Consider the following 14,599-nt stretch of genomic DNA (forward strand, 5'->3'; position numbering starts at 1 on the left):
TGGTTTTGCCAGAACTCCTGTGGCGTCTACGCGTTCCCGATATCTTGGAATTCTGGCGAGTCCCATGACGATTTCCTGCTGCTTGGGAACTCTGGCGAGTCCCACTACGATTTTTTGCGTTTTACATTCCTGGGCGTCTTTCCATTTTGCGGCTTAGTAGCCTTGTTGGGAACGTTCGCGGCGGGCTCGTAGGATGTTCGGCTCAACAGCCCACTCGGAAGCCCCGACACTTTGATTTCGGGAACGACGGAAATGGGGCTGTACTTCTTAGCAAACTGCTCCGCGCGGGCCATCGTTTTTGGAACATCGATACCGTAGGGCATCCAATCACTTCCTGCGGACCAGCCTTTGTCCCGATAGTCGTAGGCACCTCGATAGGTTCCCAGGTCCGTCACGCCTTCGGCGATCAATTTGGGGGTGGGGGCAACGCCACCTTCGACGATCCTATTGGATGGGACTAAATTCAGACCGCCCAAGTTTCCGTTCGTGAAGATCGTTGGCTGGAACCCGGTCAGATTGCCCTGAATGTCTCCTCGATCTTTGACGCGGATGTATTTGCCTGTTTTCCTCTCCGGATGAAGGGTGCCTTTCGCTTTCGATTGATCAAATGGCCCCTTCTCGCTAGGCCCGACACTGTCCGCGAATCGATGCACTAGGTTGTTTAAGACATTCCAGTCATCAATCGGCGGGAAGCTCGTATCGTTGCTCACCATTTGTGGGTTGGATCCCTTTGGTTTCGAAACGACGTTTCTGATCAAATCGCAGGCTTCCTTGTTGCGATAGGAGGTGTTGTTGTAGACGTTGAATTTGCCGTAGCCTTCAATGCTCATTCCCCGCTTGCATGACCAAAAGACATTGTGATGCACCGTGAACTCTTCACCTGCTTGGTCGAGACGCACCCCGTTTCCCTTGACGTTGTGCACCCAGTTGTGGTGGAACTCGGTGTAGTGCTGGCTCATTTTCGGAAAGTATGCTCCCGATACGTCGCTGTTGTAGATCCCCGCATTGCAAATGTTGTTGTAGGACACATCAGGATTGCGGCTTTTTTCATAGTCGTCTTGAAAGCCAATCCGTATCGCGTCCGAACAGTTATTGAAGAACGTGTTGTGCGTCACGAGGTACGTGCCGCTGGCGCTGATGAAAAGCGGCACACTTTGAAAATTCCCATGGCGATTGTTTTCAGCGAAGACACAATTGCGGACATAGAGCAAGGAACCCACCAAATTCAGGGCTGTATTATGGGCCCCAGCGAACAGGCAATCGTCGAAACCAATCCGCGTACCCGCAACGTGAATGGGCTTGGATGCTCGTTTGCCATTGGGAGTATCGACAAAGAGAGGCTCTGCACCGATGTAGCTGAAGTGAACGTCGCGGAAGACGATCTGTTGATTGGCCGGGTTGGCCAACTTGACCGAGGTAGCCAAAAAATCGACGCCTACAATCGTTACCTCGGACAAAGCGTCTCCTTGGTAGATGGCATAGTCATTTGTCTTAATCAGAATATCTGCGGCATTGGGCTGCCTTCCCCCAGGGGCATGGAAATACAAGGTGCCGTCCTTCGCGAACCATTCACCTTCGCTGTCGAGCAAGTCGAGTGCTCCGGCGAGGAAGAACATTCCTCGAACCCCCTTGGCTCCTTCGGCAATTGCCATCCGACCACGTTTTCCATCTTCTCCAGTGAACAGCCGGTTGTAGAAATTTGTGTCATCCCACAACAGCGTCGTGCCATCAAATCCTTTGATCGCCCTGCTGTAGCAGCTGTTTCCTTTGGCGTAGCGAATGAAGCAATACGCGTCGGTCAAATCAAGATCCCGAAATCCGGCAAAGGCTTTATGGTTCAGGGTCCCCAAGCCGGCTGCACCGCTGACCCACTTTTTGCCCCGGTTCCAGTTTTCTGACCACTGTATGTTTGGCCAACGGGCCCAGGTCATCGGTTTGTTTTTGTAGAACAATTGTTTGGGATCCGTGCTGACATCGATCTTGTAGATGTTTCCCGAGTGCTTTTCGAAATTTCCCTGCAAGGGTTCTGCGCCGCTGAAGACCACCCTGCGTGGGTTCTTGGCCCCGATGGTGATTCCTGATTTCAGCTTAAGCGTACCGGTGTAGACGCCATCCAACACCACCAGCGTGTCTCCGGCCTTCATTCTATCGATGGCATGTTGCACCATCTGGAATGGTTGAGCTTCGGAAGTTCCCGAGTTGGAATCACTGCCCAAGGGAGAAACGTAGAAAACATTCGCCAGTGCGGTGCCCCCGATGGCGATCGACGATGTGATCGTTAGAACGATCATCAATATTTTTGTCATTCTCCTGGTCGCCTAGTTAATTGTCTTTGGTGTGGGATGTGCTGGAATCGCTTTGCCGCAAGGGACTTCAAAAGGTCCCTAGGAATGATTTTGGTGATTTCGCATAAGTCGTTTGGTGTTAGCACCGGTTGTACGTTGGATCCGCGGCCGACGGTCTGTTGATTTGATCGAGATTCGAGATTGAACGAACAATTCATTACCCGAGGCGTGAATATGGCCGTTGGCCAAATGATGCCGTGTTTCGATGTACTCCAGGGGCGTTGCTCCTGGCTATGATGACAATGGCCTTTGGCCAAGAATCATTGTGGCAAAAAACGCAACTTCTAAACTCATGCTTCGCGTTAATATATTAGCAGCCCGCTGACGCCAAATCGATTGATAAGATGAAAGACTCCTGCTGACTTGTTTACCGTAGCGGACGTCGCCAGACTTCCTTGTGCCGTTTCGATGTTAACGGAATTCGGGCGAATCCCACGACGCTATTTCTATCCCTCGAACTTGATTTCTAAACGCTGGTCCGCAACGAGCTGTAGCGGATTGGTGAATCGCAAGACGTGCCGATCGGCTTCGTGAAGGAAGTTCGCTTCAACGGGCTCACCGTCGACTTCCACCTTGGCCTGGCTCGCGGAGGTTCCCTTCACTTTATCAAGTGCGAACTCCTTCAAAGTAAGTTTACCGTAACGCAGTTCTAGCGTCACGGATTGTTGACCGTCGGTAACGTTCTGGGACAACCTGCCCCAGCCTTCTGCGGTTGTGAACGCGGCGCGGAAATTCTCTGGGCTCAGCCGCGGGCCGAAGGCTAACTTTCCTTCGGGACCGTCATAGCGATACCCGCATGCGGCTAGGTACGCTCCATAGCTGGCCATCGCCCGTGAATAGTGGTCGCTGCATTCGACTTCGTTGTAGGGATTGCGAGCGGCGGGCCGATACCGGTCGTAGATTGCTCTGCCAATCGCTAAGCCTTCCTGAATCATGCCTTCCCAGATCATGTGCGCGGCGACCTGCCATTCGAACCCGGTCATGCACTCGTTGAGATAGCCGGCATAACTCGCCTTGCCGCTCTTGGGTTCGATCTTGCCAAACGGGAAGCTGCACATGACCAACCCCGCGTCACCCGCGGCGGCGTACCAGCGCCCATTGGTCATCACTTTGCGGAACGCACCGACGTTCGGTGTGAAGTTGTATTTCCACAGGGACTGCAATGATTGACGGATCTTGTCTTTCGGCAAAATCGGTTCGATCCCGACGTTGTACAGCCACGAATCTCCCAGCACCTGATCGATATGACAGCCGTTGGTCGATCCGTGCTTCTGGTCATCAGGATCGCCGGGCTTGTGAACGAAGTAGCCGAAGTCATCGTTCCACAACAGGTCCACCATCGCGGGGACGCCCTTTTCGACAATCCGCTCGTAGCGACTAGCGGCCTGAGGTTGATTCATCTGCCGAGCCATCACCGCCGATGCCTTCAGCGCCGCATGGTAGAGATTGATCAACCAATGCACCTGACCGAACCACGGCTCGTCGAGCGTGTTGTGTTGGGAACCAGCGAGCAGGCCATCTTCTTCCGGGTCCCATTTCTGAATGACGTGATCCATCGACAGCTTCACACGTTCCCAAATGCTTTCCAGAAAGCGGTAGTCCGTCGTCATCTGGCTTTCACGCAGCACACGCAGGATGGTGCCGCAGTTGCCATCGATGGCATCACCGAACCGTCCTCCCATGTAACGATGCGCAATCGCTCCAGTGTTCGAATCAAAGCCCAATCCATATTCAATCTTGTCGCGGTTCTCGCGTTCGATCATTGGGAAGACACGAGCCAAACCTTGAGCGTAGTGCCAAACGTGAGTGCAGTTGCCGGGACAGCACCTGACGCCTTCTTCGAAATTGTAGATCTCGGTGTCGTTGTCCTTAGGAAACACCCGCTGGCCCATCTGCGTCTGCACGCAATTGATAGGGATAAACGTCCGCTCCAAAAACCAATATGGCAACGTTGAATCGTACCAAGTCTCCACCCAGGTCTTGGTTGCGCTGTGGAGTTCGCTCTCACGGATAGCCAGTTGGCTGGCGGCGTCCGAAGCAGTCGGCCAGATCGTTGCATAGTGATTTCGACCGAGAGACGTCCCACGTGGTCCGAAGGCGGTACCGTATTGGACATACGGCAGTCGCCACGAAACGGCGAAGGACACCGTTCGAGACTCACCTGATTTTAGCTCGAAAGAGCGGCCCATTGATGCGAAGGCGGCTTGCTTGGCATCCTGTTCCGTACGGGCGCCGTCTTGCAATGTAATGTCCGTATCAAAGACGTCGTCGGGGCCAGGATTCGTTTTCGCCAGATTCAACAGTTCCGGTTTCTCTTTGCCAAGGATACCGAGCGCGATTGCATTGGCGTTCTTAACTTTTGCCGAACATTCGACCGCGGAGACCTCATCGAGTTCACGATACAGGCACGTTTTCGCGCCCTTTGAACCGTTGGGGTTGTTCTCGATCCAACCCGCAATGGACACCTCTTGCGGTGTGGATGATACATTCGTCACTGCGTACCGCATGACGATGACCGGGTAGCTGGATTCGTCGCGGTTGAGCGGAATGAAGGGTGTGTAGGCTTCCAGTTGCACTTGCACGGGACAAGCGTCGTCGGCATAGTCCACGCGACCCATCGGGTATTGATTGGTGAATTTGACGTTTTGAAAACCGCTGGCGTCGAGGGTGTGGACCTTCCCGCCTACTCGCACCGCAAAACCTTGGCCCGTCGACGGTCGAGCCACGTCGGGCTGCATGTAGCGAAGGCCTTTGGGCGTGTGCTTCCGGTCCTTCGTCGCGTTGAGATTCCAGTTCCAGAGTCGACCGTCGCCAGAAAGATAAACTTGCCCGGTGCAGATTCCATTGATGGGCATGCCGATGTACTTCAGATCATCACCGGTTGCGGTCAACGCCTCCCCACGTGCATAGAGACTCGCGATCCATTCCTTGCTCAGCTTTTTGTCGGCGGGAATGATGTTGTCAAAATCCGCCGCATCGAAGGGGCCAGCCATCACATCGGTCTGACCGGCGATCAGCATCGCTGCGGTCAGCCCTGTTGCTTTGACGAATTGGCGACGATCGACAGTTGTGTCTACCTCTCCACAGCAACCGGGGGTGGTGCAGCAGCTTTCAGACGCTTCAGATTTGTTGTGCATGGTTTGAGTTCCAATGTCGCGGAAGCCGCGGAGGCATTCGATTTCGGTAGCAAAAAGCGAACCGCGTTTTGGTGGTCATTGAGCGTGGACGAAAGCTTTCGGCCTTCGTCGATTTGGTCACGTTCGACATTCGCTCCGAGGTTAGAAACGTATGCACGTGGCCGTTCGCTCCTAGCCTGTGAGCTATCCGCGTGGCCGTTCGCTCCGCGAACGAGAGTTTTTGAGGGCGTTCGTTCGCGGAGCAGACGGTCACGTCGTTTCACCTCCGGCGAATAGACTCACTGCCTATCCGTGAACGCTCTTTCTCAAGAGCAAAAGGCGACCATCCCTTTCTGAATCGGATTGAGTCAACAAGCTGTCCGTGGCTTCCTCTACTTGACGGTGCATTCAAAACGGCCGATGAACGGGAGGTGTCCTTTGGCTCTTCCGATCTCGACGCCCCACTCGGGAATCTCTCCTTCGCCGCTTTGCGTGAACGCCTCCGGACGATAGGCGCCGCCTGCCCAGGGTCCGTTTTCGACGTTGTGGGTTTTGGAAAAATGGACTCCATCTTCGGCGTACTGGATCGTGTTCGTGATCTGTTTGGGCCCGGTGGTGCCGATCATCGCGGCAACGCCTTTGCCCTGCGGCCACACCAAAACTTCGTGGTTTCCGGGAATGACAGGATTCGATTCATGTCGTACATACGGGCCTTGCGGGTGATCCGCAATCGCCAACCCCATTTGGGTTTGGCCTGGACTTTTGCCCAATTGACGACCTTTGTAATAGAACCAGTATTTCCCGTCGCGAACGATCAGGCACGCGTCATCAACCAAGTGACTGTCGAAGTCTTCCGGATTGTCGCTGTTTTTCAATGCCGGGTTCGTGTCCAGTCGCTCCCAAGGCCCATCGGGTGAATCTGAGACGGCGATCCCGATTTTCGAATCCGGGTTGAATTGCTTTTTGAAAGGTCTCGAAGTCCCCGTGTAGAACAGCCAGTAACGTCCCTCGGCAACGAGGATATTGGGCGTAAAGACACTCGCCCCGTCCCACCCGCCGGCTTCCCCCTTGGCTAACGCTTCTCCTTGCTCGGTCCACACGTGGCCATCGGTCGAAGTGGCATACCACACGGTCGCGTCGTAGCCGGGAGAAATTTTGCCCTTGGAATACCAGACGTAGAAGAGATCGCCGACCTTGATAATGTCGCTGGGGTCACGCCGCATGACACCCTTCTCAGCACCGATTCCGGTGAGCTCAGAGTGAGTTACTGTCACAGTGCCGATTTCTTGTCCTTGGGCTACGGACGACACAACGACCAAGCTTAGCAACAACAGGGTTTGCAACGACTTCATACCCAACTCTTCAAAAGACGTTCCGAGTTGATGACTAAGTTGCTTAAGTGATCGTCTGGCCAATTGTCGACTCCAGTAGAAATGGGGAAATCGCCACGCACATGACAACAGATCGGATCAAGCTCTCTGAGCGATCCAGCGGCATGCCACAGAGGTTGGGCGAGTGACTGGTGAGATGAACACTTTAGTCTACTGACTAACGTCCAAGGTAACAATTTGCGACTCGGCGGTGCTGCTTTGCGGCAAATTAGCCAGCGTTGAGGTCGCCATGTTGTGGATTTGCGACGTGCCGTGAGGTGCCTGGGGAGTTGCCCGAGGCTACGGTGATTGTGGCCGTTGGCCACAGGGATTTTGGCTCTCAGTCATGCTGAAATTCGCCGTTCTTATATTGGCCAAAGGCCTTCTGTCACCGTAGCCAGGGGCAACGCCCCTGCGACGTGAAGGACGCAACAAACGGTTTGGCCAACGGCCATATTCATCGTTCCACATCGGGGGAAACCGGGTGAATATGGCCGTTGGCCAACATTCGGTCACCGGTTTTCAAGGTCCTGGGGCGTTGCCCCAGGCTATGGTGATTGTGGCCGTTGGCCACCGGGATTGTGGCTGTAAGTCGTGTTAGAATATTCCGGTCTGATGTTGGCCAAAGGCCACTCGTCACCGTAGGGACGTGAAGGACGCATCAAAACGGCTTGGCCAACGGCCATATTCACCATTCCGCATCGAGAGGCCAGTCATGCCGCAATCCCATTCCGCGTTGTACGCCCATTTGATCTTCAGCACAAAAGATCGCTTCCCATTCTTGAAGGATGTTCTCCGCCAGCGAACTCACGCATATCTTTCAACCCTGTTTCGTGACATGGGATCGGCTTTTGTGGTCGTGGGGGGCGTAGCCGATCACGTACATGTGTTATTCGATTTGGGACGGATTCATGCAGCGAAGGACTTTGTTGAACAAGTCAAACGTGAGTCTTCGAAAATGATAAAGACGTGGGAGCCAAACTTGGACAAGTTCTATTGGCAACGCGGATACGGGATCTTTTCGGTCAGCCCCACGCATCGAGAATCGGTTGAGGCGTACGTCCGGAATCACGAGGAGCACCATCGCAAGAAATCGTTTCAGGAGGAGTACCGTAATTTCCTCAATCGATATGGCATTGATTTTGACGAGCAATACGTATGGGATTGATTTGTCCGCCGCGACATGGCCGCGGGGGAATCAGGGTTGAATATGGCCGTTGGCCAACATTCGGTCACCGGTTTCCGTGCTCCTGGGGCGTTGCCCCAGGCTACGGTGATTGTGGCCGTTGGCCACGGGAATTTTGGCTAAAAGCGGTGGCAGATCTGCGAGTCCGGGGAAAGGCCAAAGGCCTTCTGTCACCGTAGCCAAGAGCAACGCCCCTCGAGAGAATTTGCCTACGGACGCGAAGGCCATGTGATTGACTGGCCTTTTTTGAGTGAAATCACTTGGCTCAGTTTGTGTTGCGCGTAGATCCGCAAGTTGGTGTCGCGGTGTGCTTGAATGGTTGATTGGGTGAGCTGGCCGTTTTTCCATTGGAGATCGACTTCGAGTCCACCGCGCGCTTTCAGTCCGTTGATTTGTCCGTTGGGCCAAGCCGATGGGAGTGCGGGGAGCAGGTGCAGGATGTAGGGGGCGTCGGCCAGTTTCTCGTCGGGAGTGACCGGTATGAAATGTTTTGGCTCGTTCGGATCTTTTTGGTAGGCCACAAATGCGGCTTCTTCGATCGTTTGGGCGTCCGCGTTCACGCTGCGGAGATGACTTTGCAAAAGCATTTCGCAAACGCCAGCGGCGCCGCCGAAATTGCCATCGATTTGGAACGGCGGGTGGAAATCGAACAGGTTGGGGTAAGCCCTCTTAGACGTCAGGAACTGGTAGATTTTGTGTGCGCGGTCGCCGTTGTGGAGACGTGACCAGAAGCAGGTTTTCCAACCCGTGCTCCAGCCGGTGGACTCGTCGCCGCGATGCTTCATCGTGACGAGAGCTGCCTCGTGCAATTCCTTCGTCGTCAGCGGCGAGATATCCCGACCGGGATGCAACGCAATCAAATGGGAGATGTGACGATGCGTGTCTTTGGGGTTGTCCCAGTCTTCAGGCCACTCTTGTAGCTGGCCGTACTGGCCAATCTTTTGCGGGCACAGTTTTGGGATCATGTCCTGTAGCGTCTTGCGGAAAGCCTCGTCACGGCCGAGCACCGTGGACGCCTCGATACAGTCCGTGAACAGATTCAGCACGAGTTGCTGGTCCCAGGACGCGCCATAAGCCTGCTTGTTTAGCTTGCCGTACTGCTTGACCAAGTAACTATTCTCGGGCGACCAAGTGGGATAGACAACCAAACTGCCGTCCTTCCACGGAGCGAGATACTCGACGAAGAACTCCGCTGCGCCCTTGAGGATTGGATAGATCTCTTCGAGATACGCACGATCTTGGGTGAAGGCGTAGTGGTCGAAAAGGTTCTGGCAAAGCCAATGTCCGGACTGCTGGTTGCGGCGGCCGTGTTCGTTCTGCGCGGTGAAGCCAAAAACATTGCCGTTGAGTCCCATGCTCCAGCCTTGGTTGATGCCAAAGGTTTGACGTGCGGTATGAACGCCGGATTCAGCGAGAACCTTTGACCATTCGACAAACGGGCGGAACGACTCCGAGAGGTTTGCCGGATCCACCATCCAATAATTCATCTGCACGTTGATGTCGGTGTGGTAGTCGCAATTCCAGGCGGGCTTGAGGTCCGAGTTCCAGAGACCTTGAAGGTTGGAGGGGACTGGAGCCCCACGCGAACAGCTCAATTGCAGATAGCGGCTGTAGTGGAAGTACAGATTTTCTAGCTCCAAGCTTCCACCGCTGGCTACCAGTTCGTCGGTGGTGCTGCCCGAGGGCTTGAACTCCAGTTCCAATCGACAGCGGTCCATCAGAGATGAGACGTCCTCGACATGAGCTTTCTTGAGCGACTCAAACCCCAGTTGGGTCGCTGCCGAGATCGTTGTTTCGCAGTCTGTTTCGTAGTCGCGGCCATTGAATGAAGGATAGACGGGCAGGTAATCGCAGTAACCCGCTAAGTAGATCGTTACCTCGCTCGCGTCAGAAATTTGGATCGAACCATCGGCTTGCGGCGTGACCTCTCCGTCTTCGGCATCGATTTGAACGATCTGCATGAACTCCACATCATCTTGAACCATGCTCGCTTGGCCGCTCAGAACGATTCGGTTTTCAATTGCATCGGTGTGCGCCCCTTTATGCTTGGTGGTTGCGGAAATGGTCAGATTCAGCTCCGAGTTTTCCGCCGCATAACGAGCCACCACCACATCGTGCGGATAGCTGCAGAAGAATTCTCGGGTGAATGTTCCCTCGCCGAGCGAATAGCTGACCGTTCCCAGACCCGTGCGTGAATCGAGCGAGCGGTGGTAGTCGCGTACCTGGGCGGGATCATGTCCGGTGGAAATCAACACATCGGTGAACGGTGCGTAGTTTCCCAGCGGTTCGGTGCTGCTGAGGTATTTTGTGGACTGACTTTCCATGCTGCCCGGTTTGGTGCCGTACTTACCGTCCCGATAGGCTTGGCGGACGGTTTCAAACTCTGAGCTGGAAACCATGCGAGTTCCCGACTGCGAGGCTTCATCCATGCCGCGTTTGGAGTTCATCCATAACGTGATGTCGTTGATCAACAGATGCTCGGTATCGATACCGCCGGAGAACATCGCGCCCAGTCGGCCGTTGCCCATCGGGAGTGCTGTTTGGATGTAGCCGAGCCCCTTGGATCTTCCTTTCGAAACGCCAAGCAAATTATCGGTCGCGGGCGAATCGTACCGCAGCACATAGCGTTCATCGGCAACGGCGATCGTTGCAAACGCGAGCAGCAATCCGAGGAGGTTGGTCGTTCGAAATAGGTTCATTTCAAGAATCATCGTGTTGTAGAATTCGTTTCGTGTCGTTGAGTGCATCATCGGCTCAACGACACTGTTGTCGCCGCCAAGCCCCGTGGCTCACAACGTTCAATATAAAGGCTGGTTGGCCTGAGCCCTTGCGAGATTCCGATCCGAGTGGAATCAAATTAATGCATCAGTTTTCCAACGGTGGCGGCATTTTGGCATTCACTTTGGTGAGCCAGTTTGTGAGTTTTGCTCGCAGGCGGTCGGCGAGTTCCGGATTGCTCTTGAGTACGTTTTCGCGTTCCATCGGATCTGCATTGAGATTGAACAACGCATCTTCCTTCACTCCATGACTGACGTAGAGTTTCCATCCGTCTTGGAGAATGGAACTGCCCATGTAGTACCGAACATCGGGACGGTTGTGTGGGTAGTGCCAATACAACGCGTCACGGTCCAGTTTGTTCTTGCCCTGAAACAACGGCATCAGATCCGAGCCTTCGAGTTGTTCGATGTCCGAGGTCGAACCGCCTGCCGCGTGCACAAAAGTCGGGAAGAAGTCCATGGATGTGACGGGCGTGTCGCATGACGTTCCGGGTTGAATCGCTCCCGGCCAAGCGACCGCCATGGGGACGCGGACGCCTCCTTCCAGCAAGGACCCTTTCTTGTCTGCCAGCCACTTGGTCGGTTTGTCGCCTCCGTTGTCGGAGTAAAAAACGATCAGCGTGTTTTTAAGGGTTCCGGTTGCTTCGAGCGTGTCGAGTACCTTGCCGATGGCATTGTCCATGCTCTCGAGCATAGCCAGATAAGCATTTCCGCCATTCTTTTTGACAAGGTCTCGTGGTGCTTTGATCGGCGTGTGAACCGAATAGAACCACAGGCTCAAATGAAAGGGTGTGTCCTGGTTGGTTTTGATGAACGAGACCGCTTCATCGCCGAGTCGATCGGTCAGGTATTCGCCTTTCTTGCGATCTTCAATCGTGCCATTCTTGTATGGATCAAACCAAGATTTGGGTTGTCCGTAGGCGCAGCCGCCGATGTTGGTGTCAAAGCCGTAGTGCACGGGGTGCCAGTCACTGTTAACGACCCCGTCGTTGGTCTTGATTGACCCGTCGCCCGCGAGGTGCCATTTGCCAAGGAAGCCGGTGGTGTAACCCAGCTGCTTAAGTTCGCGGGCGTAGCTCGGCAAGTCCAGCGGAAGGTGATTCAGCGTTTCTGCGTCCTTGGGACCACCCTTCGGTGCGGGCCGCTCTCGTCCCGCAATGCCGGGAATATGAGTTGTCAAACCGATCTGTGCAGGCGACATCCCGGTGATGCAGGCGGCGCGAGTCGGGGAGCAAACCGTTGCCGCCGCATACGCCTTGCTAAACACCATTCCATTGCGGGCAAGTCGTTCGAGATTGGGCGTGTTGATCTCGGGGCTGCTGCCATCAAAATCGACCCAGCCCGGTCCCAAATCATCGGCCATCATGAAAACGATGTTTGGCTTCGACGATTCCGCCGTGGCGGTAGTTTCCGATCTCGCAAGCGTTGCAAAGCCGACGTGGAGGGACAGTGTCAGCAAAAGGGCATAAGCACTGCGTCGAAGGTGAAAGATCATGTTGACACAGGTGGGGAGATTCGGTGGGGAAGGACCGGCTCCTAATCGAGCCCGCCAATCCATTTAAATTGGCTAGGCCAGCTCCGTCGAGCTAAATTTGCGGCATGTCGCTAACGATTGGCGACATTCACGCCCCCCATTCTGATTCGAAATTTTGTCGTAGCAAGCTGCATGGTCCAACCGGGACTGCGAGCACCTGAGCCCGGTATTGGCTGCGAATTCGTGGTCGTAGCTCAGAGTCGACGGCTGAGTTAAGCGGGTAAACGAATCGACCGCTGATCCCCATCGCGGTCAGCCATTTACAGATACAGAGGCGGCGTCGTGTCCGGTCTGGCTACGTCAGCGACACGCCACGACATCGCGTTTCGAAACGATGCCATCTTCGAATCCGCCGTGTCGGAAACGGTTTGACAGCGGCAGAGTGTCACAGTGCGACGGAGTGTGGCGTGCCGGCTTTCCAGCCGCTATCGGCGAGAGCAGTGAGTGCGGTGTCGAGATCCGGCAAATAGGGATGCCACTTGCGTTCCCATTCGAGGCTGATGACGCCCCGGTAGCCGTTGTCGCGCAGCACGTTGTACACGTCGGCAGCGGGGAACTCACCTTGGCCGGGCAAGCAATACGTGTATGGGTGACGGGCCGATGGCACCGAGATGCTGTCTTTGATGTGCACGTGTCGAATCATCGATGCCATCTGTTCCCACGATTGCAAGGCACTTTCATCACCCATTTTCCAAGTGTGATGTGTGTCCCAGATAATATCGAGAGGACCGTCGAACGCATCTTGCAGTTGGAGGCATCGTTCGGCGCTACTGAACCCGTCGTGGGTTTCGAGTGCGATACGTGTCATCCATTCGTGCTTTTCACGTTGTTGCTTCCACCAACGCAAGTTGTCGACGGCGATCGCCAAGTCGTTTCGGCCGAGCGGTGTATCCATGCTTCCGCCTCCAAAAACGCGAATGTATGGAATGCCGAGTTGATCGGCCCAGCGGGCGAAGGCAAGCAGTTCGTCGCGGTCCGACTCCTTCGCTCCGGTCAGGCTAAATCCGCTGTTGAGAGCGATGATGGATTGGTGATATTGAGCGAGGATCTGCTCAATTGCGGCGGGATCGTTCGGATACGTCGCGTCGAGATATTCCGGTAGGTTGAGACAGTCCGCGAGACTGCGGATTTCCAAGCATTGGATTCCGTGTCGGAGCGCCAACCGGCAGATCGCGGGCAGGTCGAGTTCGTGACATCCCAACGTCGAGATGCCCCACTTGATATCAGGTCGCACGGTCATAGGTATTCAGATCGATAAGGTTAATCAACGGTTTGTCGTTGAGGTAGTTTTCAAGATTCTGCAACGCAAGTTCACCACAGTCACGGCGTCGGTCCGGTGTCGGGCCGCCGAGGTGCGGAAGCAACGTGATGTTGTCCAGGCTTCGTAGTGGCGAGTCGACCGGAAGCGGTTCGGTTTCGTAGACATCCAACGCGATATGCAGACCTCGCTCGCGACTGGCTCGTACCAACGCGTCTTCGTCGACCACCATGCCACGGCCAAGATTTACAAACACGGCTTGCTCGGGTAGCAGCTTGAGCAGGTCATCGCCGACGATGTGATAGTTGTCCGGTTTGCCAGGCGCCAGTTCGACCAGCACGTCAGAAGTTGCGAAGAGATCTTCGAGCGTTTCGCAGCGACGGATGTTGAGGTCGTTGTAGATCTGATCCGGTACGCTCGGCGAGAACGCGGAGATTTGCACACGAAACGGTTCGAGCAGTTTGACCAGCTCGCAACTGATCGCACCGAGGCCGTGTAGACCGACCCGCCGGCCGAACAGGCTGAGCGTGTCGGGATGGCGACTCGTTTTCCACTCACCTTTGGTCCGCATCGCAACGCTCCAATTACCGACCCGTCGCAGCGCGGCGAGGATCAGAAGGAGCGAACATTCGGCGACCGTGTTGCTGATGCTCGATCCCCAATTGGTAACGCTGAGTCCACGTTCGATCAGTTCGCGAGGCACAAGCTTGCGAATGGAGCCGCAGAGGAAGCAAACGTATTTGAGATGTTCGGTGGCTTCGATCGGGAGCGTCGGAGTTTCCCATGCACACAGCACGATCTCGGGTTTTTGCTCACGGAGAACCCGGTGCCACTCGTCTTCCTGGACCGGAGCCTCGATCCAGATCAGATCGGGAAAGAGTTCTCGCAATCGGCTCTCCAAGTCCGGCGGCAAAAACTCTTTCTTCTCCTGCTCGGTCAGCAGGACCAGGGCGGTCGGTTGGGGGCTGGGTTTGCTGTTCATGATTATTAAGTGTACCGGCCCGGCAACTTCA

General features: G+C 55.0%; 8 protein-coding genes. 1 reads left to right on the forward strand and 7 read right to left on the reverse strand.

Annotated features, from left to right (window positions below; genetic code table 11):
* Positions 1 to 104: 104 nt before the first annotated feature.
* The 3 genes from NB063_RS03030 to NB063_RS03040 all read right to left on the reverse strand — a co-directional run bounded on the left by NB063_RS03030 (position 105) and on the right by NB063_RS03040 (position 6,813).
* Positions 105 to 2,291: a right-handed parallel beta-helix repeat-containing protein gene (locus tag NB063_RS03030; protein ID WP_250927267.1), complete on the reverse strand. Its 2,187-nt coding sequence runs from the start codon at positions 2,289 to 2,291 to the stop codon at positions 105 to 107.
* Between the two features lie 500 nt (positions 2,292 to 2,791).
* The gene (locus NB063_RS03035; protein WP_250927268.1) at positions 2,792 to 5,482 is read right to left on the reverse strand and encodes a GH116 family glycosyl hydrolase; all 2,691 of its coding nucleotides are present in this window, start codon (positions 5,480 to 5,482) and stop codon (positions 2,792 to 2,794) included.
* Between the two features lie 371 nt (positions 5,483 to 5,853).
* Entirely contained in the window at positions 5,854 to 6,813 is a 960-nt protein-coding gene (locus NB063_RS03040; RefSeq protein WP_250927269.1) for a family 43 glycosylhydrolase, read from the reverse strand.
* Between the two features lie 733 nt (positions 6,814 to 7,546).
* Between NB063_RS03040 and tnpA the strand changes: the two genes are divergently transcribed.
* Entirely contained in the window at positions 7,547 to 7,999 is a 453-nt protein-coding gene (gene tnpA, locus NB063_RS03045; RefSeq protein WP_250927270.1) for an IS200/IS605 family transposase, read from the forward strand.
* A 227-nt stretch (positions 8,000 to 8,226) separates the two neighbouring features.
* On the opposite strand, the gene NB063_RS03050 is transcribed toward tnpA, so the two are convergent.
* The 4 genes from NB063_RS03050 to NB063_RS03065 all read right to left on the reverse strand — a co-directional run bounded on the left by NB063_RS03050 (position 8,227) and on the right by NB063_RS03065 (position 14,568).
* Positions 8,227 to 10,716, reverse strand: a complete 2,490-nt coding sequence (locus NB063_RS03050) for a glycoside hydrolase family 95 protein (RefSeq protein ID WP_250927271.1) — start codon at positions 10,714 to 10,716, stop codon at positions 8,227 to 8,229.
* Between the two features lie 166 nt (positions 10,717 to 10,882).
* Entirely contained in the window at positions 10,883 to 12,289 is a 1,407-nt protein-coding gene (locus tag NB063_RS03055) for a sulfatase (protein ID WP_250927272.1), read from the reverse strand.
* A 424-nt stretch (positions 12,290 to 12,713) separates the two neighbouring features.
* The gene (locus NB063_RS03060) at positions 12,714 to 13,568 is read right to left on the reverse strand and encodes a sugar phosphate isomerase/epimerase family protein (protein ID WP_250927273.1); all 855 of its coding nucleotides are present in this window, start codon (positions 13,566 to 13,568) and stop codon (positions 12,714 to 12,716) included.
* Complete coding sequence (locus NB063_RS03065; RefSeq protein WP_250927274.1) at positions 13,552 to 14,568, reverse strand: hydroxyacid dehydrogenase; 1,017 nt, start codon at positions 14,566 to 14,568, stop codon at positions 13,552 to 13,554. The genes NB063_RS03060 and NB063_RS03065 overlap by 17 nt, the downstream gene beginning before the upstream one ends.
* Between the last annotated feature and the right edge of the window lie 31 nt (positions 14,569 to 14,599).

Source organism: Aporhodopirellula aestuarii (genome assembly GCF_023701485.1).
Taxonomy (GTDB): Bacteria; Planctomycetota; Planctomycetia; order Pirellulales; family Pirellulaceae; genus Rhodopirellula; species Rhodopirellula aestuarii.

What these genes read in the sequence shown, in the direction of transcription:
- NB063_RS03030 (WP_250927267.1), bottom strand. Translation starts at nt 2,291, where the DNA reads ATGATCGTTCTAACGATCACATCGTCGATCGCCATCGGGGGCACCGCA.
- NB063_RS03035 (WP_250927268.1), bottom strand. Translation starts at nt 5,482, where the DNA reads ATGCACAACAAATCTGAAGCGTCTGAAAGCTGCTGCACCACCCCCGGT.
- NB063_RS03040 (WP_250927269.1), bottom strand. Translation starts at nt 6,813, where the DNA reads ATGAAGTCGTTGCAAACCCTGTTGTTGCTAAGCTTGGTCGTTGTGTCG.
- tnpA (WP_250927270.1), top strand. Translation starts at nt 7,547, where the DNA reads ATGCCGCAATCCCATTCCGCGTTGTACGCCCATTTGATCTTCAGCACA.
- NB063_RS03050 (WP_250927271.1), bottom strand. Translation starts at nt 10,716, where the DNA reads ATGAACCTATTTCGAACGACCAACCTCCTCGGATTGCTGCTCGCGTTT.
- NB063_RS03055 (WP_250927272.1), bottom strand. Translation starts at nt 12,289, where the DNA reads ATGATCTTTCACCTTCGACGCAGTGCTTATGCCCTTTTGCTGACACTG.
- NB063_RS03060 (WP_250927273.1), bottom strand. Translation starts at nt 13,568, where the DNA reads ATGACCGTGCGACCTGATATCAAGTGGGGCATCTCGACGTTGGGATGT.
- NB063_RS03065 (WP_250927274.1), bottom strand. Translation starts at nt 14,568, where the DNA reads ATGAACAGCAAACCCAGCCCCCAACCGACCGCCCTGGTCCTGCTGACC.